Consider the following 21,338-nt stretch of genomic DNA (forward strand, 5'->3'; position numbering starts at 1 on the left):
GATGGAGATCTCGGCCGCTCCAGTGGCCAGGACGCCGGATATCGAACGCCTCAGCAAACTGCTGACGCAGGCGCCGCTGTTCAACGGCCTGTCGAGCAACGAAGTGGCACGCATCGCGAGGGGCGTGCGCGAGGTGAAGGTGCCGAAGGGCGAGATCCTGTTCCACCGCGGCGACAGTTGCACCGGCTTCCACCTGATCCTGTCCGGCCAGATCAAGCTGGCCTTCACCTCGGCCGACGGCAACGAGAAGGTGGTCGAGATCCTGCGCCCCGGCCAGACCTTCGGCGAGGCGGTGATGTTCATGGACAAGCCCTACGTCGTGATGGCACAGGCACTCACCGAAACGCAGTTGCTGCACATCGGCAAACAGACCTTCTTCGACGAACTGGCAGGCGACCCGCTGTTCTGCCGCAAGATCATCGCCGGCCTGTCGCAGCGCCTGCACCACCTGATGGCCGACGTCGAAAGCTACTCGCTGCGCTCGGGGCGAGACCGCGTCGTCGGCTACCTGCTGCGCGAGGAAGAAATCCGCCAGGACGCCCCGCCCGAAGGCCGCGTATCCATCCGCCTGCCGACCAGCAAGGGCACCATCGCCTCCCGCCTCAACCTCACCCAGGAGCACTTCTCGCGCATCCTGCACGAGCTCAGCAGTGCCGGCCTGATCGAGGTGGAAGGACGCACGATCCACATCCCCGACATCGGCCGCCTGCGCACCAGCCTGGGCTAGGACAGCACGATCCGGGCGCGATCGGCTGCGGCCATCTATAGTGAAAGCCTGGTTCCAGACGGGGACGCGGGCACAGCGGAAGCCCCCTTCCCGCTTACCGCCTTGCGGAGGCGCTCATGGCTGGCGCAACGGCATTCCTGCAGCGACGAAGGGCACCATCGCCCCGTGCTGCGCACGGGACTGACGCTGCCGCCGCGCGGCCGCACGCCGCTGGCGGCATGCCGCGCTTCCTGAGCGCGACCCCGCCGCGGCAGGCAGTCGACGATGTCGCGACGTCCGGCGTCCCGGGCGGCGGCGAGCGCCTGCCCCACCTCGCACGCCTGGAGGAAGCGTTCGGCAACCGGCACGATCTGTCCTCGGTGCGTGCCCATCAGGGCAATGCGCCCGCCGACGCCTGCGACACCCTGGGCGCCGAGGCTTACGCCACCGGTTCATCGATCGCCTTCCGTTCCGCCCCCAGCCTGTGGCTCACTGCGCACGAAGCCGCGCACGTGATGCAGCACCGCCACGGACTGGGCCCTGCCGATGCCTTCGACGCTGCCGACGCCCCGCTCGAACGGCAGGCAAGCGCGATCGCCGACCGGGTCGTCGCCGGCCGCTCGGCCAAGGATCTGTTGCCGAGGGGCGAGCCGCGTGCGCCCGGCAGCGACGTGCAGCGCTACACGGTCGAAGCGCTGCCGGCCGGCAACGCCCAGGTCGGGGAAGGCCGGCAGAGCGCGCTGTTCGGTGCGCAGAGCCTGTATGCGGCACCGGGGCTGATCAGCGGCGCCAATGCGAAGCTGCAGAAAGTCGGCAAGCAGGGTTCGTCCATCGAACTGGGCACGGGTGGCGGTTCGGTCAGCGTCGACGGCAACGCACTGAGCAAGGTCGAGCCTCGCTTCCTGACCAAGCCGGGCGGTGCCCATGCCGGAGCGGAGAAGGCCAATGCGCCCGGCGGCACGGACACCGAGGGCACCGCCAACGGCCCGATGGCGCTGTGGACCGATTGCGGCCGCTCGTCGGCGGCGGTGACCGGCTCCACCGGTGGCGACGACCGCAGCGTGGTGTATCGCGACAACGGCGTCGTCAAGCTGGGCAAGGGCATCGACGATGCGACCGTGTCCGACTGGATCAAGGGGGGGCCGAACGCGATGGCCAACCAGGTCTACATGGACCTGCTGCCCGGCTTCATCGCGCGCGCCGACAACGCCGCCTTCGTCGTCGAGGGCGTGCATTACGACATGAAGAGCAACACCGCTGCCGGTGCGCTTGGCGGTGCGGCGGTGGGTGCCGGCCTGGGCGCCCTGCTGGGCAGCTTCATCGGCGGCGTCGGCGCCGGACCGGGTGCGGTGGTCGGCGGCATCATCGGCGCGATCGGCGGCGCCATCGCCGGCTCGCAGACCCAGACCAAGGTTTTCCGCAAACCGGCCACGATCGCCGAAGCGAAGACGATGTATCTCGCGCTCGGCAATGCCGGCATGGACAAGTTCGACAAGGAAGCCGGCATCAACTTCTACGCCAATCCCGAGATCGGCGAGTCGTATTCGATGGCCACCGAGGGCGACATGCCCGGCTTCAAGAGCTATCCGGGGGAGAGCACCTGGAACTACCACTGGGCCGGCGTGATCATGAAGGACGGCAGCGACAACATCACGCTCGAGAACTTCGCGGTGACCGCCGCCTATGCCGCGAGCAAGGGCGTGAGTTCATGGAATTTCATCGACCGCGCGTGGAATTTCTCGATGTACGGCACCACCGACAAGAGCCAGACCTTCCATCAGGAACACCTCGCGAGCAAGACGCACGGCAGCCATGCCACCTCGATCGCGGTGCGCACCGACATCTGAAACCGCATGGACCCGAACGTACCCCGCCGTTGCACCCACGCCGACCACCTGCGCGATGCCGACGGATGCGTCGTGCAGTTGTGCGGCACCTATGTCGCGGTGCCCACGCTGAAGAAGATGCCCCGCCCCGGCCAGCCGCGCGAGGAAGCGAAGCTAGGGGAAGTCGTCATCGCACTGGAGGGAAGCGCCGCCGCGTACGATTCGCTCGCGGTCGACGATGTCCCGGCGCGGGTGGCCCTCGGTGACGGTCCGCGTCCGGCGGCGGAAATCGCGGCGTTCGACGGCAGGCGGGTGGAGGTCGAAGGCCGCCTCGTGCTGCGGCCCGCCGCGAACATCAGTGACGCACCGCTGGCGGCGCACCTCGCGCCACAAGCGATGCTGCAGTCACCTTCGGTGCCCAGCCTGGCCGATTGAGCAGCACTGCAGCACGCGAGATTGCCCGGATGGCTGTCGGAACATGGCGCCCTGCGCCGAATGCGTCCGCAGGATCAGCCGGGCTTGCCATCCACCCTTGCTCGCGTGAGGAAGGGGAAATAGCGCCAGGCGTACAGCGCGAACGCGATCGCCCACAGCGTCGCCGCCAGATGCACGCCTCCGGTAGCCGCCGCGGGGATCGCCGCCACGGTCAGCACGCGCGCGACCGCGGCGATCTGCACCAGCACGTAGGCCGTCGTTTCCACCGGGCCGGCCGTCAGCATGCGGCCGGTATGGCCCAGCGCGGTACGGGTGATCATGCCGATGATGAGGCCGCCGGTCGAACCGATGGCCAACGCATGGATGCCGGCGGAGCGCGGCACCATGCCCAATTGCGTGCTGGCCAGCAACAGCAGGCCCACCGGGATCCACAGGTGCGACACATGCAGCACCCACAGCAGCGGATTGACGCGGGTCGCCAGCGGATTCCAGCCCCAGGTGCGCGCGAACTGCATCAGGGCGGCAACCACTGCGACGGCCGCCCCCCACGGGCCGGCGTCGGCCACCCACAAGACCAGCGCCGCAGCGGTGAAGCCGATGGCGGTGTAGTCGAAACCCTTGTTGCGCCACTGCTTGACGCCACGCAACGCGTTGGCGGTGAACATCGGCACCACCCGGCCGGCGATGATGGTCTCGAGCAGCACGATCAGGCTGAGCGCAAGATGCAGCACCTTGAGCGGGTCCAACGCCACGATGCCGAGCTGCGCAAGGTGGAAGGCCAGGTTTGCCAGCGACAGCACGCTCAGCAGACCGCCGATGAAATAGTTGCGCTTGCTCTTGGAACGCAGCAGCACGGCAAAGAAGATCGCCGCGCATACCGGCAGGAACACCACGTCGACGAGGGCGGCGACGAGGCTGCTGCCGAATGCCATTGCCAGCCGGCCGGCAATCCACACTGCGGCAATTGCCGCCAGCGGCTTGCCGGTGGGGGTATCGAGGCCGGTCCAGGCCTTGCCGGCGGTGAACAGGAAGCCCACGATGACCGCCGCGGCAAAACCGAAGATCATCTCGTGCGCATGCCACCAGACGCCGGGGATCTGCGTGTGCAGCACGCCTGAATAAACCAGCGCCCAGATCGGGATCGCCACCACGGAAAAGAATGCTGCGAGAAGGTAGAAAGGTCGGAAGCCGAGGGCGAACAGCGAAAAGGTGTCCGGCGGAATCCGGTGGGAGGTGGGTTCGTCGAGTCGTATCAGTGCCATGTTGGAGCTCTAAGGGGGCGGATGAATCGCGCGTCGTGTGCGCGTGATATGCGCAGGGGCCGCGCCGCCTCGGCCCCTGCGTCGGGGGGATTCAGTGGCTGGTGCCTTCGTCGCGGGTGATCTTGTTCCACACGTTGTACTTGCCGACCGGCTTGCTCATCGGCAGGCGCTTGACCTCCTTCAGGGTCTGGGCGTCGTACACGATGACTGCGCCATCGTTCTCCCACAGGCTGGCCAGCGCATAGCGGCCATCGCGGGTGAATTCGACATGGGCGAGCGTGCGGCCCGGTTCGCCATGGATTTCCTTGACCACTTCCAGCGTCTGCTTGTCGATCACCTGCAGGATGTTCTTGGCCGACGGGCTCATCATCGAATCGACGAAGGCGTAACGGCTGTTCTCGTGGCTGCGCAGGAAGAAGCCTGGGCCACGCGTGGGGATGCGCTTGACCACCTGCCAGGTCTTGAGGTCGATCACCGTGACTTCCGCTGCCTTCAGGTTGGTGCTGGCCATCACCGGACGCCCATTCCAGGTGAAGGTGATGCCCGAGCCCAGGTGCGGCATGCCGTCGAGCGCGAGTTCGCCAACCTTGCGCCGCACGTCGAGGTTGATGACCTGGCCCTTGCCCTCTCGGCTGGCGCCCATCACCTGGCGATAATCCCGGTCGAAGTAGAAATCGTCGAGCACGTCCTCCAGCGGCGTGCGCCGCGGGTTCAGGAACCCCGGCCTGGCGACGCCTTCCTTCATGCGGTAGTCGTGCACATAGCCGTCGAAGATCGGAGACGCCTTCTCGTCGTAGCTGATCTCCCAGATCTCCGGCACGTCCTTGAGCGCGGCGACGAAGCTCTTGCGCGGCGCCGCGTCATACACGGCCGACACGCGCGATTGCTGCTTGCCGTCGAGCGTGGCCGCCTCGATGACCTTCACCAGGTTCAGGTCCGCATCGAACAGCACCAGGTTCTGCGGCAGATAGTTGGCCGCGATGACGAAGCGGCCGTCGCTCGACACCGCCACGTTGCGCGTATTGATGCCGGCGCGCACTTCGGCGATCGTCTTCAGGTTCCACAGGTCGAACTTGCTCACCCAGCCGTCACGCGAGGCGAAGAACACATAGCGGCCGTCTGACGTGAACTTGGGGCCGCCGTGCAGCGCAAAGCGCGACTGGAAGCGATGGATGGGTTCGAGCTTGTCGCCGTCCAGCACGCTGACGTGGTGATCGCCCGCTTCGACGACCAGAAACAGGTTCAGCGGATCGGCATCGAACACCGGCTTGTCGGCCAGCATCTTCGGATCGACATGCTGGACGCTCGAAGCGCGGATGTCCGCCTCGCTCCATGCGGGCGCGGGCAGCACCGGCGTATAGATGAAATCCGCCAGCGCGGCGATCTCGTCCTTCGACAATTTGTCGGCGAAGGCGGGCATCTGCGTCGCCGCGCGGCCGGCACCAATCACCTGCACCGCCTCGGCCTTGCGCAGGCGTGCGAGGTTGTCGGGCAGCAGCGCCGGCCCCATGCCGCCGAGGCGATCGGGTGAATGGCAGCTCGCGCAATGCTCGCGGAAGAGCGCCCGCGCATCCACGACACCCTCGGCAGCGAAGACCTGCACGGCGAAGAACGCCATCATCGCCAGCACCCAAAGGACGATCACACGGATGAAGGGCTTCACGCGCTCTCCTCCTGCAGCCGGATCCACGGCGTGGTGACGACGCGCTCGTTACCGTAATCGGCCGCTGTCACGCCGATTTCCTCGTCGCTGAGATAGCACGCGGGATCTTCCGCCCACGGGTTGCCGGTGACCTGGCCCGCGCGCACGCGCGAGCTGCCGTTGCAGATGTCGATGTAGCGGCACGCACCACAACGCCCCTCGAGCTTGCGCGGATGCTGCTTCAGGCCGGCGAGCAGCGGGTCGGAGAGGTCGTTCCAGATCTCGCCGAAAGGCCGCTGCCGCACGTTGCCCAGCGGCACATGCCACCACATGGTGTCCGGATGCACGACGCCGAGGTTGTCGATGTTCGCCACGTTCACTCCGCTGGCGTTGCCGCCCCACTGCCGTAGCTTGGCCTCGATGTGCGCCGCGCGCTCGGGAAAGCGCTCACGCACCCAGTGCAGCAGGAACACACCGTCGGCATCGTTGTTGCCGGTGACGAAGTCCTTGTCGATGCCGCGGCGGTGCAGGTCGAGGCAGGTTTCGAACAGCAGCTCCATCGCCTCGCGGGTGGTGCGATGGCGCGCATCGCCGGCGCGGTGCTTGTTGCCGCGCCCGGCGTAGTTCAGGTGCGAGAAATAGAACTTGTCGATGCCCTCGTCCTCGACCAATTTGAGCAGGGCCGGCAGGTCGTGGGCATTGCCTTCGGTCATGGTGTAGCGCACGCCGACCTTGAGGCCGCGCTCCAGGCACAGGCGGATGCCCGCCATCGAGGCTTCGAACGCGCCCTCCTTGCGGCGGAAATGGTCATGCGTGGCACCGATGCCGTCGAGGCTGACGCCGACGTAGTCGAAGCCGATGTCATCGATCGCGTCGATGTTCGAGGAGTCGATCAGCGTGCCGTTGGACGACAGCGCGACATAGAAGCCCATCGTCTTCGCCCGCCGCGCGATGTCGAAGATGTCCGGGCGCAGCAGCGGCTCGCCGCCCGACAGGATCAGCACCGGCACGCGCGCTGCCTTCAGGTCGTCCATCACCTTGAAGACTTCGGCGGTATCGAGCTCCCCCGGAAAATCCTTGTCGGCGGAGATCGAGTAGCAGTGCTCGCAGGTCAGGTTGCAGCGCCGGATCAGATTCCAGATCACGACGGGGCCGGGCGGGTTGCGATGCGGCCCGACCGGCGTGGGATGGTCGAGTTCGCGGATGAAATGCGAGATGCGGAACATGGCGGGCTCTCCTGTATGCGGCGATTACAGCCGAGCGCCACCGATAAGGAAATGACGCCGGTCAAGGGACCCGTGTTCGGGCTGCGGCCAGCCGTCCGCGCGCAAAGAAGCCCCGACAGCCGATCGATCCACCTGCTCGCCGCCTCTCTATCCAGAGGGGATGACTGCATACCCACTGCTCCAACTCACCCTGTCGACCCCTATGAGACTGTCGCGATCTTGGTAGCCCACGGACAGGTTTTTGAGCGAAACAGTCGCACGGACCTCAGCGCCGTCGAACAGTCGGTCCGTGATCACTTAACAAAATCACGCTTCCAAGCTCTACCCGCCGCCAATAAATGGACGACACCAGTGTCGAGGAAAGCCGGCCGGTTCCATTGAAGAAACTTCTGAGGCTGAATGTTGATTTTCACGCAGAACTGACCCGGGATTTTCGGCCTCCGATGGCAGCTCTCTTCGCCTCTGGCAGACTGGGCTCGCCCCCGTCTCGAAGGTCGCTTTTCGCGCCGTCCGCGAGCGACAGCGGTTGCGCTCGCCCTGCCGGAGCCCATCAAGCGCTGGATGAGCCTTGGATGCAATCCTGCAAGAACGCGCGCAAGGCTTGAACCGAAGCGGATAGCTGGCGGCGGTCGGCGCACATCAGGTTGAGCGGCGCGAGTTCGCCCACCCAGTCGGTACACAGCTCGACCAGGCGACCGGCATCGAGATCGGGACGAATGTCGAGCTCCGACTTATAGGCGATGCCGTGGCCGGCGACCGCCCAACGCCGCACGGCGTCGCCGTCGTCGGCGCTGCGGTCACCGCTGACCGCGATCGAGCTCTCCTGCCCATTGCGCCAAAATCGCCAGCGGTCGTGCATCTGGTCGCCGAGCGCGAAGCACAGGCAGTTGTGGGCAGCGAGTTCGGCCGGGTTAGCGGGTTCGCCATGGCGCTGGAGGTAGGCTGGCGCGGCACACAGCATGCGGCGGTTAGTCGGAGCGATCGGGAGCGCCACGAGACTGGAGTCCGGCGGCGCGCCGTATCGCAGCGCGAGGTCGATTGGGTGGCGGTAGAGGTCCGAGACCCGATCCGAGAGCTGAATGCGGAGCTGAACTTTTGGGTGCCGCTGCGTGAAAGCGTCGAGCCAAGCGAGGACACAATTGCGCCCAAGGTCCGACGGTAGCGAGAGCTGCAGCGGACCGCGAATCGTGCTGCGACCGGAGGCGATCGCCTCATGTGCCTCGTCGAGAAGTTCGAGCGCTTGGCGGCCACGGTTAAGCAGGAGTTCGCCCTCCGCGGTAAGGCGCAGGCTACGCGTCGAGCGCAACATCAGCGCACAGCCTAGCTCACGTTCGAGTCGCTTGACCGCTGCGCTGGCTGCAGCGGGGGTGAGATCGAGTTGGTGGGCAGCGGCCGTCAGGCTGGATTGTTCTGCAGCACGAACAAAGATATCAAGGTCACGAAGCGCCTTCATTTTCAAATGATGATTGAAACAGTGATCGTTGAGAAGCTGTTTATCAATTGTGCAGCAGATGTGATGCTCTCTCCACATCTTCATTTGCAGGGAGCGAGTCATGAAAGCCGTCGCCTACCAACATTCGTACCCGATCGAGCATTCGGAATCGCTGCTCGACGTTGAGCTTCCCGAGCCCACCGCAGCGGGCCGAGACCTGCTGGTGGAAGTCCGGGCGGTGTCGGTCAATCCCGTGGACGCCAAAATGCGGATGCGCGCCCAGCCCGCCGCTGGCGAATGGCAGGTGCTGGGGTGGGATGCGACCGGCGTGGTGCGCGAGGTGGGGCCCAAGGTGACCCGCTTCCGGCCGGGTGATCGAGTGTGGTACGCCGGCTCCATAGCGCGGGCAGGCAGCAACGCCGAGTTGCAACTCGTCGACGAGCGAATTGTCGGGAAGATGCCGGAATCGCTCGATTTCGCCGCTGCGGCGGCGCTGCCGCTGACCAGCATTACCGCTTGGGAGATGCTCTTCGACCGGTTGCGCCTAGGGCGCGGCGACACGGCCGGCGGGCAAATCCTGCTTATCATCGGCGCCGGTGGCGGGGTGGGTTCGATCATGACCCAGCTCGCGCGCCAGCTCACGGCGGTGACCGTCGTGGGCACCGCCTCGCGGCCGGAGACTCAAGACTGGCTTACCGAACTAGGTTCGCATCTGGTGATCGACCATCGCAAGGTGTTGCTGGAAGAACTGACTCGGGTGGGCGTTGGCGAGGTTGGCTATGTGGTGAGCCTGACCCACACCGACCAGCACTTTCCGGCCATCGTCGATGCAATCGCGCCGCAGGGCAAGTTCGGCCTGATTGACGACCCAGAGCCGATCGACGTTCGATTACTCAAGCGCAAGAGCGTGTCGCTGCACTGGGAACTGATGTTCACGCGCTCGATGTTTGAAACGGAGGACATGGAGCAGCAGGGCTACATCCTCAACGAGGTGGCGGCGATGGTCGACAAGGGCCTGTTACGAAGCACCCTCGGAGAGCACTACGGCGTCATCAATGCGGCCAACCTTAAACGCGCCCACGCTGCGCATTCCGACGATCGTGACCGCTCATTCCGACGAACGTGACCGGTGTTCTGTGCGCGCCAGCGTGGTGTTCAGAGTTTAACCGCGTCGGTCACGATCACGGTCATTTCAGGGCATGGCATAGGCTTATCCACAGGCGGCCGCCAGCGCGCCTCATACGCTGGCGGGCGGCCGGCTGTGGGTAAGCCGTGGAGCACGTGCGGCCTCATGCCGTTGCCTTCTTTCGCATCGATTCGCCCTTCAGGGCGAGCTTGTGCGCGGCATGCACGATGCGGTCGAGGATCGCGTCGGCGAAGGTCGGGTCGCCGAGGTAGGCGTGCCAGTGCTCGATCGGCAGCTGGCTGGTGATCACCGTCGAGCGGCTGCCGACACGGTCGTCGAGGAGCTCGAGCAGATCGCTGCGCTCCTGCGCCGAAGGCGCCGCCAGGCCCCAGTCGTCGATCACGATCAGGTCGAGCCGGGCCAACTGCATGAGCCGTCGGCTGAAGCTGCCGTCGGCGTGGGCGAGGCGCAGCTCCTCGAACAGGCGCGGCAGGCGCACGTAGTAGGCCGACAGCCCCTGGCGGCAGGCGGCGTTGGCGAGTGCGCAGGCGAGCCAGGTCTTGCCGCTGCCGGTGGGGCCGGTGATCAGGCAGTTCTGTGCCTGGCGGATCCAGTGGCAGGTGCCCAGCGCGGCGAACTGGCTGCGCTCCAGGCCGCGCCCGGCGCGGTAGTCGACATCCTCCAGGCAGGCGCCGCCGACCTTGATGCGGGCGGCCTTGAGCAGGCGCTCGATGCGCTTGCCGTCGCGCAGCAGCAGCTCGCGGTCGATGAGCTGGGCCAGGCGCTCGTCGAAGGTGAGCGCCTCGATCGCGGGGTGGGCGTGCTGTTCTTCGAGGGCGCGTGCCATGCCCTCCAGGCGCAGGGCGCGCAGTTGCTCGAGCGTGGGGTGGGTGAGCATCGTGGTTTCTCCGGTGGGGGGGGTTGAGAGGGGGATCGTGCGTTACGGCGTAACGGCGTCGGCAGGCAAACGCAGCCGCCGCTCGTAGTAGTCGGTGCGCAGCGGCGCCGGCAGCGCCGCGACCGTGCCCTGCTCGGCCCGCACGAGCAGGCGCTCGAGCATTGCGCGCTGGGTGAGGCCGTGGGCGCTGGCCAGGCGTTCGAGGGCGCACTTGGCGTGCGTGCCGATGATCAGGTTGAGTCGCACGCCTTCTCCGTCGTCCGATTGCAGGTGACGGGCGCGGTAGGCGGCTTGGCGTTGTGCGTTGGAGGTGGGCATGAAGGCTCCTGAACGGGGATGGAGGCCCTTGAGGGGCGGTCGAGCCGTTACGGCGTAACAGCGCAGTGGATCAGTGGTAGTAGTGCGCACCGCGCAGGTTGGCGTGCGCATCGGGCAGGGCGAGTTCGGCCTGTTGCGGCGCACTCGCCGGCAGCGGTGCGCGATCGAGCCCGGTCTTGAGCATCGAGGCGAGGTTCTTGTAGCGCATCGCCCCGAGCGCGACGGCGCGGGTGGCGGCGGCCTCCAGCCGTGTGTTGCCGTACTGGCGGGCCAGGCGCATCAGCCCCAGGCAGGCGCGGTAGCCCTGTTCGGGGTGCGGCATGCGTTCGAGCTGGAAGGCGACCACGCGCTCGGTGTGCGGCCCCACCGTGGCGCCCCAGGCGATGAGCTTGCTGGGCGACCACTGGCGGTGGGCCTGGTGCGAGGCGGGCATGTGCTCGGTGAGCGTGCTGAAGGCGCCGCGCCGGTGGCTGCGGGCATGCACCGCCACGCGGCGTCCGCCGGCGAAGCACTCGATGCTCGAGAGCGTGACGCGAAGCTCCAGCACCTGCCCGACCAGCGCGTGGGGCACGCTGTAGTAGTGGCCGTCGAACTCGACGTGATAGTCGATGTTGGGCTTGGCCTTCTTCCACTGGGCGAACTGGAACGGCGTGGCGGGCAGCGCACGCAGCGCCGGCTGCTCGAGCGTCTCGAAGGCGCTGCGACGATTGCCGGGCAGGCGCTGGAAGGGGCGTGCGTTGAGATCCTCGAGCAGCTCGGCGATGGCCACGTCGAGCTCGGCCAGCGAGAAGAAGCGCCGGTGCCGCAGCCGCGCCAGGATCCAGCGCTGCACGATCTGCACGCCCACCTCCACCTTGCTCTTGTCCTGCGGCTTGTAGGGGCGTGCGGGCAGGATCGCCACGCCGTAGTGCTGGGCGAACTCGGCAGTGGTGCGCTGCAATTGCGGCGCGTATCGGTCCGGTTCGCCGACCATGGAGCGGGTGTTGTCGGGGACGATCAGCTCGGGCACGCCGCCGATGAAACGCAGCGCCCGCCCCAGCGCCCCCAGCCAGTCGGCTTGCGACTGCGTGGCCGTGGCGCAGGCAAACGTGTAGTTCGAGGCCCCGAGCACGGCCACGAAGATCTGCGCCCGAGAAATCTCGCCGGTCTCGGCATCGACGATCGGCACCGTGTCGCCCGCGTAGTCGATGAAGAGCTTCTCGCCGGCGCGGTGCACCTGGCGCATCGAGCGCTTGAGGCCCTTGGCGAAGTCCCGGTAGAGGTCGCAGAAGCGCGAATACTGGTAGGTCGGCCCGGCCGTCGCCTGGACGTACTCCTCCCACAGCAGTGCCAGAGTCACGTTCTTGCGCTTGAGCCCTTGATGGACGCCGGCGAGATCGGGCATCCGGTAGCCCACCGCCGTCCCGCGCGGACGCGGCGTCCCGCCCAGCAGTGCGCGCAGGCGCGCCTCGTCGGCCGCCGCCACTTCGGCCCAGCTCACGCCGCTGGCCTCGGCCGCCTTCACATACTTGGCGACGACGCCCTTGGAGATCGACAGCGCGCGCGCGATGCGCTCATGCGAGAGCGCGCAGTCGTACTTGAGCCGTAACAGCTCCTTGATGTTGTGCATGGCAATCCGCTCCGCCGGCATCCCCTCGCTCCACGCAAAGCGCGCGAGGGTAGCCGTGACAAAGATGGTTGCCACGCTGGCCGCACAGGCCGTTCCGATTTGATCGTGACCGACGATTCCGACAACGTGACCGGTGATTCCGACGGCGGCCCAAATCGGTCACGATCAAATCGGAATCGCCGGTCACGACCTCGGAATCACCGGTCACACCCTTCTCGGAATGGGCGGTCACGATGGGTCGGAATACGCACCCACGCATTGCTCGAAAGCGGAAAGTCGCGCGGCAAGATCGTCCTCGAGGGCTTCCGCTGAGCATGCCACACGGCCATCGATTCCGACCCCTTACGCGCTCCTGAGATCAGGCCGCATTGTTAGAGGTCGGATTCCGCTGAACGCCTGCTTTTTCATCCGATTGCAGTTGTTCGGTGGCCTCGGCCCGAATGGCTCTTCCGGCCTTGTCGCTTCCTTGGGTACTCCGACCACTTCCGGCGTGAAGCGGTCCTCTGAATGACCGCCCAGGCAAATAGGCCACTGTCCGCAGTTGGCCAGCTGCCGGCATCGGGAGACGGCTGCGCATAGCCGCCACTCGCTGTTGCAGCAGTCATGACGTCACGATGGCAGTGACCGACACTCGAGGCCCTGTAACGTTCCGCACAGGTTAGGCCCCAGGGTGACGCAGCGACTATCCCGAATCCCCTGCAGGAAAATTTATGCGGGCTCGGTTGCGGCGAAACACTAGGCTGAAGTTGTTGGCCGGCATGTCGATGATCTCCTCGAGCCGGAAGCCTTGCTGCGCCGCTTCGGCTTCGACCGCCTCGAGGTCGCGCACCGCGAAGCGCGGATCGACGCCGCGCAGCCAGTCGTCGAAGTCGGCGTTGCTCGGCGCGGTATGCGAGCCGTGCCGACGGTACGGTCCATAGCAATAGACTACCCCACCAGCCGGCAGCGCCGCAGCCGCGCCGCGGAACAACGCGGCCGTCGTGGGCCACGGCGAGTAGTGCAGCACGTTGATCGCCACCACGGCATCGGCGCAGATCATCGGCCAGGTCTCGGTCGCAAGGTCGAGCAGCAAGGGCTCGTTCAGGTTGGGCAGCGCCGCCTCGGCGGCCCAGGCGGCGATGGATTGAAGCGCAGCGGGGTCGCCGTCGCTGGGTTGCCAGCGCAGCGCCGGCAGATGGCGGGCGAAATGCACCGCGTGCTCGCCAGTGCCGCTGCCGACTTCCAGCACGGTGCCGGCGGCCGGCAGCACGCGCTGCAGGACGGGCAGGATGAAGTCGCGGTTGCGTGCGGTGGCGGGAGCGAACTTGCGGCGGTCGGTCATGTCAGCACCACCACGTTCAATCCCATGACCCGCCGGAAGGCGCTATCGCCGGTCAGGAATACATGCTCATCACCCAGTTGCAGGCAACTCGCCGCCTGCAAGGCATCGGGCGTCCGCAAGCCATGGCGGACCCGGATCGCCGTGGCCAGTTCCACGACTTGCCTGGTCAATTCCAGCCAGATCAGGTCGGGTCGCGTGAAAAAGGCATCGAAAGCCGCAAGCGCAGCACCGTCGTTGGACTTCATCGGGCCCACGCGGCACTCCAGCCAGGTCAATCGACTGACGGCCGCCCCCAGGTTGGGAAAGGCGCCGGCAAGGGCCGCCAGTTCCTTGCGCACAGTGCTCGCAAACGGCTCCCTGCCCTCCATCAGATAGATCAGCGCACTCGCGTCGAAGAAAGCGATCACCACGAACGCTCGGCCTGGAGTTCGGCGTCGATCTGTTCCTTGCTGCGCTGACCGGCGGGTGGCTGGGACAGCAGCCACTGCACCGCCGTCATGCCTTGCGGCAAGGCCACCGTTCCGCCGAGGAGGCGTTGATACGCCTCCTCGGTGAGCACCACGGCGGCCGGCTTGTTGCGCTTGACGATGTGGACGGGCCCACGGCGCAAGCCCTCCTCGATGGCGGCCATGCCGCGCCGTTTGATCTCGCCGACGGTAAGGGTGTTGTCCACGATTGCAGCCTCCTCGGAGCAGTACTGAATTTCAACCCTAGCGTACCGATAACGGTACGGAAAGGCAAGAATCACGCATTACTCATCTACCGATGCGCAAACCGGTCTTTTTCAGGATGCCGCTGGAGAACAGCACGTCGCGCCGGCGGCATGCGCCGCGAAATTCGCCTTCGATCAGGGCCGCGATCTCCGCCACGCGGGCAAGCGCCGCCTCGCGGCTCGCCGCGTGGACCATTGCGAACAGGTTGTAGGGCCAGTCCGGCAGGTGGCGCGGCCGGCGGTAGCAATGGGTGACGAAGTCGAGCGCACCGACGCGCTCGCCCACCGCGTCGATGACCCCGTCGGCGATGTCCCACACGCTCATGCCGTTCGCGGTGTAACCGATCGCGTAGTGGTTCGGCACCGCGCCGATGCGGCGGATGCGGCCCGATTCGAGCATCGCCGCGAGGCGGCGGCGCACCTCCGCCTCGCTGGCGCCGACCTGCTCCGCCACCGCGGCGTAAGGCCGGGGCACGAGCGGCAGACCGGCCTGGGTGGCGAGCACGATGCGCCGGTCGAGGTCGTCCTGCTGCGTTACGGCGGTCACGGGCGCGTTCATCAGGCCTCCAGCTTCATTTCGACGAAGTACTCACGTTCCTTGGGAAACAGGTGAACCGGCAGCCCGGTCGCCGCCTCGATGCGCTGCGCCACCTCGGTAATGCCCTGCGGCGCCTCGGTCGCGAGCACGAACCACATGTTGAGCGCATGGTCGCGGCGGTAGTTGTGCGCCACTTCGGGAAAGGCATTCACCGCCTCGACGGTACGCGCCCATCGATCCTCCGGCACGGCGATCGCCGCCAGGCAGAAGGCGCCGCCCATGCGTTCGATCTGGAACATGGGGCCGAAGCGGGTCAGCACGCGATCGTCGAGGAGGCTCTGCAGGCGCGCCAGCACGTCGGTCTCGCTGAGGCCGAGCCGCTTGCCGACTTCCGCGTAGGGCGACTCCACCAGCGGGAAATCCCCCTGCAGCGCATTGATGAGCTTGCGGTCCACCTCGTCCGGCTCGCGTCTTGCCGCCACTCCGCGTCGCTCAGACATGAGCGCCCTCCTTGGGCGGCAGGTAGCAGGCGCCGGTCTGCTTGAAACGGCGGCAACTGAACAGGACGTCGTGCGCATAGGCATCGAGCCCCAGCCGCGCCGCCAGGTCGTCGCGCGCAGCCAGCACCGTATCGCGCGCGCTGCCGTGGATCATGCAGAACAGGTTGTAGCGCCAGCCCGGCAGCGCGCGTCGGCGCCGGTAGCACAGCGTCACCGCCGGCTCGGCAGCCAGCCGCCGACCGAGCGCGGACACGATGTCATCGGGCACGTCCCACACGCACATCGCGTTGGCCTCGAGGCCCAGTTCGTGATGACGCACGACGACGCCAAGCCGGCGGATCAAGCCATCCGCAAGCCAGCGCTCGATCAGCTCCATTGCCATGCCTTCGGTCAGGCCGGCACATTCCCCCAATGCGGCAAAGGGTTCCGCAACCAGCGGCAGACCCATCTGCAGCGCGGTGATCAGCTCGCGCTCGAGCGCCGGCAGCGCGCAGGCGGACTCCCGCGGCAGGGACGTCATCGCCCCGGCCGCAGCCGCCAGGTTCGCCGCATCCCCGCTCGCGCCTGCCCCGCGCCTTGCACCCGCATCGGATTTCAGGTCGAAGCCGAGATCGATGTGGAACTCTTCCTCCAGCGGCAGCACGATGACGGGGCAGCCGGTGTCGCGCTCGATGCCGGCCACCACCGCGCGCATGTGCTCGGGCGACGCCGCGGTGACGACGAACCACAGGTTGTAGGCATGTTCGCGCTGGTAGTTGTGGTTGATCGCCGGCTCGCGGCTGATCCGCGCCGCCACCTCCTCGAGCCGTTCGGGCGGTGCAGCCAGCGCGGCCAGGGCACTGGCGCCCAGCCGCCGAGGCGCGAAGACGGCGCCGACGCGGCTCACCAGGCCATCGTCGATGAAGCGCCGATAGGCCGCAATCACCTCGTGCTCGGCCATGCCCACCGATTCGCCGATGCGTGCAAACGGCCGCGAAACGAGGGGGAAGTCGCGCTGCCAGTCGTTCAACAGGCGGAAGCCCGTCGCATCGAGGTCATGCGGCAGGCAGACCCGGCGTGGCGTGGTGCTCATTCAGAATCCCATGCGCGCGGCGCGGCTGGTGAAGAAGATGCCGCTGGGGCTGGCGGCGTCGAACTGCGTGCGCTTCTCATGGCTCAGCGTGTCGTAGACCATGACGCGGTTGTCGTCGCGCGCAGACAGCCAGACCTCCTCGCCGCGCGGGGTGAATTCCATGTGCAGGATCGCCCTGCCCGGCTGCAGCGTGGAGGTGATCTTCTGGCTCAGGGTGTCGACCACCTGCACCCAGCCATTGTCCGGGAAGGCGAAGTTCACCCACACTTCGCGGCCATCCGGGCGCGCCATGACGAACACCGGCTGGCTCTTCACCGGGATGCGCCCCACTTCCTGCCAGGTCGACATGTCCACCACCAGCACTTCGTGGCGCCCGATCGCCGGCAGATAGGCCCGCCCGCCCGCAACGGCCCAGCCGCGCAGGTGGGGCATCTTGAACACCGGCAGAGGCTGCTCGCCACGCCCGTAACCGGACAGGATCTTGCGGCTGCCTTTCTCCGGCTGCCACAAGTCCAGCAGCGCCAGCCCATCCTCGCCGAACAGGCCCGCGATGTAGTAGCGGCCATCGGGCGTGACCAGCGCGTCATAGGGCTGCTTGCCGGCAGCAAAGCGCTGCGTGACCGGTTTCCCGGGATCGGAGAAGTCGGTGATGCGGATCTCGCCCGCCTCGAACAGCGAATAGATGAAGCGGTTGCCCGGCAGGTCGGCCAGGCCCACCACCTTGGAACGCTTGCCCTCGCTGCCATAGCTCGCCGGCACGTCGGCGATCAGCTCCAGCGTGTCCGCGTTGAACGCCTTGATGCCACCCGGCTCGTAGTTCTGCGCCACGACAATGCGCCCATCCTGCGAGATCGCCCCGCCGATCGAATTGCCGCCCTGCACGACACGCCCGACGATGCTGGCGGTGAGCAGATCGACCTTGCTGAGACCGCCGTCGCGACCGAACACGTAGGCATAACGCCCGTCCCGTGAAAACACCACCGACGCATGGGACAGATCGCCCAGCCCCTGCACGCTGGCCAGCACGCTGCGGCCGCTGGTCTCGACGATCTTCACCCTGCCGTCGGCGCGCTCGATGACGACACCCAGATCACCGGTTCCACGCACCGCGGCCTGCGGCGCGATGGTGCTGCATGCGGACAGCAGCAGCACCATCGCGGGCAACAACAAGCCCCACAGCGCGAGCGGGGCAAGCTGGGCGCACGCGGCACGGCACGCGCTAGCGGCCCGCACGGAGGGGATCTTAGAAGCGGACGACATGGAAACTCCTGCAGCCAAGGTTTGCTGGAAACGATGAAGTGAGACGGGGATCAGTCCGCGCGCGCCGCCGCGCCGCCATCGGGCGGGAACCCGCGAAGCAGTTGCTGCACGATCCATTCCACTTCCGCCTCGCTGACGATGCCGCGAAAAGGCGGCATGGGGGTACCCGGGCGCCCGGCGTAGATCGTCGCCACAAGGCTGTCGGCCGGCTTGCCGGCAAGGGCCTCGGCCGTCAGCGCCGGACCCAGGCCACCTGCCAGCGTCAGGCCATGACAGGAGCCGCAATCCTGGCGAACCATGTGCGCCAGTTCGCGCTGTCGCTGCGCATCGGGCAGCTCCGCGGCAGAGGCGTAGGCCGCGACGAGTGCAGCCCCGATCAACACCATGGCATGAACGAAAACGGGCGGCAACTTCATGACGAAACCCTTCACGACTCGATGACTGACAGGATGCGGGGCAATGCATCGAGGCACCTTGACTCGCATCAACCGCTAGCGCGCGGGAAAGCTCCCCGCGGCACGGCCCCACAAGCAGACGGGCGGCCCGCAGGCCGCCCGTCGATTACTTCACTGCCGATCGTGGAGGATCAGTAGATGTCGTGCTGGGTGTTGAGCATGTTGAACTTGCCAGTCGGCGTGATCAGCTTCGGATCCTTGATGACCGTCTTCAGCTTGCGGGTCTTGTCATCCACGACCACGATCGCCGACTCCTGGTTCTTCGCGGACCACACCGAGAACCAGACCTCGTCGCCCTTCTCGTTGTATTCCGGCTGCAGCACGCGCTTGGCGCCTTCGCCCAGGTTCGCCCATTCGGCAATCGGCAGCACGTCATACGGCTTCTCGAGGTTCTTGATGTCGAACACCGCGATCGACTGGCTGATCTTCGGATCCGGGTTCAGCGTGGTATCGACCCACAGGTTCTGCGACTTCGGATGGGTCTTCAGGAACAGCGAACCACCACCCTGGCCCTTCAGCGTACGCACCACCTTCCAGGCGTTGGCCTTGTGCTTGGCCGGATCGGTGCCGATCAGCGAGATCGTCTCGTCGCCCAGGTGACCCGTCGCCCAAACCGGCCCGTTCTGCGGATCGATGAAGTTCGCGCCACGGCCCGGGTGCGGGATCTTGCCCACTTCGATGATGCCGGCGATCTTGCCGTCCTTCGCATCAACCGCCGCGACCTTGTTCGACTGGTTCGCCGCCACCATGAAGTAGCGCTTGCTGGCATCCCAGCCGCCGTCGTGCAGGAAGCGTGCAGCCTGCAGCTCGGTGGTCTTGAGCGCGTTGATGTCCGAGTAGTCGACCATCAGGATCTTGCCGGTCTCCTTCACGTTCACCACGAACTCGGGCTTGAAGTGCGAAGCCACGATGGATGCGACGCGCGGCTCGGGGTGGTACTCCTGCGTGTCGACCGTCATGCCTCGGGTGCCGACGATCTTCAGCGGCTCCAGCGTGTCGCCCTTCATGATGACGAACTGGGGCGGCCAGTAGGAACCGGCGATCGCGTACTTGTCCTCGAAGCCCTTGTACTTGGAGGTTTCGACCGAACGTGCCTCGAGACCGGTGCGGATCTCGGCGACGTTGTCCGGCTTCGGCATCCACAGGTCGATCAGGTTGATCTTGGCGTCACGACCGATCACGTACAGGTAGCGGCCAGACGCCGAGGTACGCGAGATGTGCACCGCGTAGCCGGTCTTGACGATGTTGATGACCTTCTTGGTGTCGCCGTCGATCAGCATCACCTCGCCGGTGTCGCGCAGCGTGGTCGAGAAGATGTTGTTGAGGTTGTAGTTGTTCATCTTCTTCGTCGGACGCTGCTCCGGCGGAACGATGACCTTCCACGTTGCCTTCATCTCGGGCATGCCGAATTCCGGCGGCTGCGGAGGCGTCTGCTGCACGTAGCGCGCCATCAGGTCGACCTCATCCTTGGTGAGCTCGCCCGAGGTGCCCCAGTTCGGCATGCCGGCCGGAGAGCCGTATTCGATGAAGACCTTCAGATAATCGGTGCCCTTGCCCAAGGTGATGTCCGGCGTCAGCGGCTTGCCGGTGGCGCCCTTGCGCAGCACGCCGTGGCAGCCGGCGCAGCGCTCGAAGTAGATCTGGCGGGCCTTGTCGAACTCGGCCTTGGTCATCGACGGGGCCTTCGGGTTGACGTCCTGGTGCATCTCGACGCCGGCGAGCGGCGATGCGCCAGCCTGATACTTCAGCTCGGCAGGCGTCACATCCTTGTGCGCATCCGGCGCATCCTCGGCCCAGGCGGTCGCAAACGCGAGCGGCAGCACCGCCAGCCCGATCGATTTCAAAAGCCACTTGCTTTTATGCATTGTTTTCTCCTTGCCACGCGTGGAAACGAACTGAACTGAACTGCCTGACGGGCTGCAGTATCGATTTCGTCGGGACTGGCGATCCTTGATTTGGGTTAATTTTCCCTGCCGAAGGTAGGGATAAAGTTCCCGGCGTACCGAACGCATATCCAGGCATGACATTGGTGCATGCCACCCTCCGGAGCCGAAGCCATGCCCCAAGCCCTGCTGCAGACGCCTGCCGCCCTGCGCACGCCCGATACCGCAGCGGCATCATACGCGCGAAGCCGTCGCGAGCATCATCCCGTTCGCATGAACCGATCCGGCCCGGCAGCACGCGGAAATGCCGACGCGCTCCGTGGTCGGGACGGCAGCGGCAAGGTATGGCTGGTCGGCGCCGGACCTGGCGATCCCGACCTGCTCACGCTCAAGGCCGCGCGGCTGATCAGCTCGGCCGAGGCCGTCGTCTATGACCACCTGGTCGGCGCGGCCATCCTCGAGCTGATCCCTGCCACCGCGCGCCGCGTCTATGCCGGCAAGGAAGCCGGTAATCACGCCCTGCCACAGGTAGAGATCAACCAGGTGCTGGTCGACCTCGCGCGCGAAGGCCTTCAGGTCGTCCGCCTGAAGGGGGGCGATCCGTTCATCTTCGGCCGCGGCGGCGAGGAAATGCAGGCGGTGATGGCTGCCGGCCTCTCCTGCGAGATCGTCCCCGGCATCACCGCCGCCGCCGGTGCAGCCTCTTCCACCGGCATCCCGCTCACCCATCGCGAGCATGCACAGACGCTGGTCTTCGCCACTGGCCACCTGAAGAACGACACGGTGGACCTGGACTGGACCACGCTCGCCCGCCCCAACCAGACGGTGGTGATCTACATGGGCCTGGGCGCGCTCGACATCATCTGTCGCGAGCTCGTCGCCCACGGCCTGCCCGCCGACACGCCGGCCGCGGTGATCCATGCCGCGACGACGCCGCAGCAGCGCGGCGTGCACAGCACGCTCGCGCAGCTTCCCGTAGCAGTGCGCGAGGCGGCGATCGGCGCCCCCGCGCTGATCATGATCGGTGAAGTCGTCGCGCTGCAGCCCGAGAGCCTTCCACTGCTCGCGAAGCAAAACGCCTGCTGACCACACGGACAGGGGGGACGCGCGCGTCGCG

21 protein-coding genes are annotated in these 21,338 nt (G+C 66.5%); 5 read left to right on the forward strand and 16 right to left on the reverse strand.

Annotated features, from left to right (window positions below):
- Position 1: 1 nt before the first annotated feature.
- The 3 genes from GH664_RS13120 (at position 2) to GH664_RS13130 (ending at position 2,967) form a co-directional block, all read left to right on the forward strand.
- Positions 2 to 727, forward strand: coding sequence for a Crp/Fnr family transcriptional regulator (locus GH664_RS13120; RefSeq protein WP_228111505.1), 726 nt, complete (start codon positions 2 to 4; stop codon positions 725 to 727).
- Between the two features lie 116 nt (positions 728 to 843).
- The gene (locus tag GH664_RS13125) at positions 844 to 2,553 is read left to right on the forward strand and encodes a DUF4157 domain-containing protein (protein WP_153168529.1); all 1,710 of its coding nucleotides are present in this window, start codon (positions 844 to 846) and stop codon (positions 2,551 to 2,553) included.
- Positions 2,554 to 2,559: 6 nt separating this feature from the next.
- Positions 2,560 to 2,967, forward strand: coding sequence for a hypothetical protein (locus GH664_RS13130; protein WP_153168530.1), 408 nt, complete (start codon positions 2,560 to 2,562; stop codon positions 2,965 to 2,967).
- 74 nt (positions 2,968 to 3,041) lie between these two features.
- Here the strand turns inward: GH664_RS13130 and GH664_RS13135 are convergent, their stop codons facing one another.
- The 4 genes from GH664_RS13135 to GH664_RS13150 all read right to left on the reverse strand — a co-directional run bounded on the left by GH664_RS13135 (position 3,042) and on the right by GH664_RS13150 (position 8,652).
- Positions 3,042 to 4,229, reverse strand: a complete 1,188-nt coding sequence (locus GH664_RS13135) for an NnrS family protein (protein WP_153168531.1) — start codon at positions 4,227 to 4,229, stop codon at positions 3,042 to 3,044.
- 91 nt (positions 4,230 to 4,320) lie between these two features.
- A complete protein-coding gene (locus GH664_RS13140; RefSeq protein ID WP_153168590.1) occupies positions 4,321 to 5,850 on the reverse strand; it encodes a nitrite reductase in 1,530 nt (509 codons plus the stop codon).
- 38 nt (positions 5,851 to 5,888) lie between these two features.
- Positions 5,889 to 7,097 carry a heme d1 biosynthesis radical SAM protein NirJ gene (gene nirJ, locus GH664_RS13145; RefSeq protein ID WP_153168532.1) on the reverse strand — a complete coding sequence of 403 codons (1,209 nt, stop codon included), beginning with the start codon at positions 7,095 to 7,097 and terminating at the stop codon, positions 5,889 to 5,891.
- A 550-nt stretch (positions 7,098 to 7,647) separates the two neighbouring features.
- Complete coding sequence (locus tag GH664_RS13150) at positions 7,648 to 8,652, reverse strand: LysR family transcriptional regulator (RefSeq protein WP_228111500.1); 1,005 nt, start codon at positions 8,650 to 8,652, stop codon at positions 7,648 to 7,650.
- Here GH664_RS13150 and GH664_RS13155 point away from each other — a divergent pair.
- Positions 8,651 to 9,655 (forward strand): zinc-binding alcohol dehydrogenase family protein, encoded by a 1,005-nt coding sequence (locus tag GH664_RS13155; protein WP_153168533.1) that lies wholly within the window; start codon positions 8,651 to 8,653, stop codon positions 9,653 to 9,655. The two genes, GH664_RS13150 and GH664_RS13155, sit on opposite strands and share 2 nt — an antisense overlap.
- Before the next feature lie 163 nt (positions 9,656 to 9,818).
- Here the strand turns inward: GH664_RS13155 and istB are convergent, their stop codons facing one another.
- The 12 genes from istB to GH664_RS13215 all read right to left on the reverse strand — a co-directional run bounded on the left by istB (position 9,819) and on the right by GH664_RS13215 (position 20,203).
- A complete protein-coding gene (gene istB, locus GH664_RS13160; RefSeq protein ID WP_153168534.1) occupies positions 9,819 to 10,553 on the reverse strand; it encodes an IS21-like element helper ATPase IstB in 735 nt (244 codons plus the stop codon).
- Between the two features lie 42 nt (positions 10,554 to 10,595).
- Entirely contained in the window at positions 10,596 to 10,871 is a 276-nt protein-coding gene (locus GH664_RS13165; protein ID WP_153168535.1) for a hypothetical protein, read from the reverse strand.
- Between the two features lie 70 nt (positions 10,872 to 10,941).
- Positions 10,942 to 12,501 carry an IS21 family transposase gene (gene istA, locus GH664_RS13170; protein WP_153168592.1) on the reverse strand — a complete coding sequence of 520 codons (1,560 nt, stop codon included), beginning with the start codon at positions 12,499 to 12,501 and terminating at the stop codon, positions 10,942 to 10,944.
- Between the two features lie 661 nt (positions 12,502 to 13,162).
- Positions 13,163 to 13,801 carry a DUF938 domain-containing protein gene (locus GH664_RS13175; protein WP_153168536.1) on the reverse strand — a complete coding sequence of 213 codons (639 nt, stop codon included), beginning with the start codon at positions 13,799 to 13,801 and terminating at the stop codon, positions 13,163 to 13,165.
- Positions 13,798 to 14,211 (reverse strand): type II toxin-antitoxin system VapC family toxin, encoded by a 414-nt coding sequence (locus GH664_RS13180; protein WP_153168537.1) that lies wholly within the window; start codon positions 14,209 to 14,211, stop codon positions 13,798 to 13,800. Before GH664_RS13180 ends, GH664_RS13175 begins: the two co-directional genes overlap by 4 nt.
- Positions 14,205 to 14,474 (reverse strand): type II toxin-antitoxin system Phd/YefM family antitoxin, encoded by a 270-nt coding sequence (locus GH664_RS13185; protein ID WP_153168538.1) that lies wholly within the window; start codon positions 14,472 to 14,474, stop codon positions 14,205 to 14,207. The genes GH664_RS13180 and GH664_RS13185 overlap by 7 nt, the downstream gene beginning before the upstream one ends.
- Positions 14,475 to 14,556: 82 nt before the next feature.
- The gene (locus GH664_RS13190; protein WP_153168539.1) at positions 14,557 to 15,072 is read right to left on the reverse strand and encodes an AsnC family transcriptional regulator; all 516 of its coding nucleotides are present in this window, start codon (positions 15,070 to 15,072) and stop codon (positions 14,557 to 14,559) included.
- Complete coding sequence (locus tag GH664_RS13195; RefSeq protein WP_153168540.1) at positions 15,072 to 15,551, reverse strand: Lrp/AsnC family transcriptional regulator; 480 nt, start codon at positions 15,549 to 15,551, stop codon at positions 15,072 to 15,074. Before GH664_RS13195 ends, GH664_RS13190 begins: the two co-directional genes overlap by 1 nt.
- Complete coding sequence (locus GH664_RS13200) at positions 15,544 to 16,623, reverse strand: Lrp/AsnC family transcriptional regulator (protein ID WP_153168541.1); 1,080 nt, start codon at positions 16,621 to 16,623, stop codon at positions 15,544 to 15,546. Before GH664_RS13200 ends, GH664_RS13195 begins: the two co-directional genes overlap by 8 nt.
- Positions 16,624 to 17,778, reverse strand: coding sequence for a cytochrome D1 domain-containing protein (locus GH664_RS13205; RefSeq protein ID WP_153168593.1), 1,155 nt, complete (start codon positions 17,776 to 17,778; stop codon positions 16,624 to 16,626). It lies immediately after the preceding gene.
- 155 nt (positions 17,779 to 17,933) lie between these two features.
- Positions 17,934 to 18,299: a cytochrome c gene (locus tag GH664_RS13210; protein WP_153168542.1), complete on the reverse strand. Its 366-nt coding sequence runs from the start codon at positions 18,297 to 18,299 to the stop codon at positions 17,934 to 17,936.
- A 170-nt stretch (positions 18,300 to 18,469) separates the two neighbouring features.
- Positions 18,470 to 20,203, reverse strand: a complete 1,734-nt coding sequence (locus GH664_RS13215; protein ID WP_153168543.1) for a cytochrome D1 domain-containing protein — start codon at positions 20,201 to 20,203, stop codon at positions 18,470 to 18,472.
- A gap of 291 nt (positions 20,204 to 20,494) precedes the next feature.
- On the opposite strand from GH664_RS13215, the gene cobA reads away from it, so the two are divergent.
- Positions 20,495 to 21,307, forward strand: a complete 813-nt coding sequence (cobA, locus tag GH664_RS13220; protein WP_153168594.1) for a uroporphyrinogen-III C-methyltransferase — start codon at positions 20,495 to 20,497, stop codon at positions 21,305 to 21,307.
- The last annotated feature ends 31 nt before the right edge of the window (positions 21,308 to 21,338 follow it).

Origin of the sequence: Thauera sp. 2A1 (genome assembly GCF_009469595.2) — a bacterium.
Lineage (GTDB): Bacteria > Pseudomonadota > Gammaproteobacteria > Burkholderiales > Rhodocyclaceae > Thauera.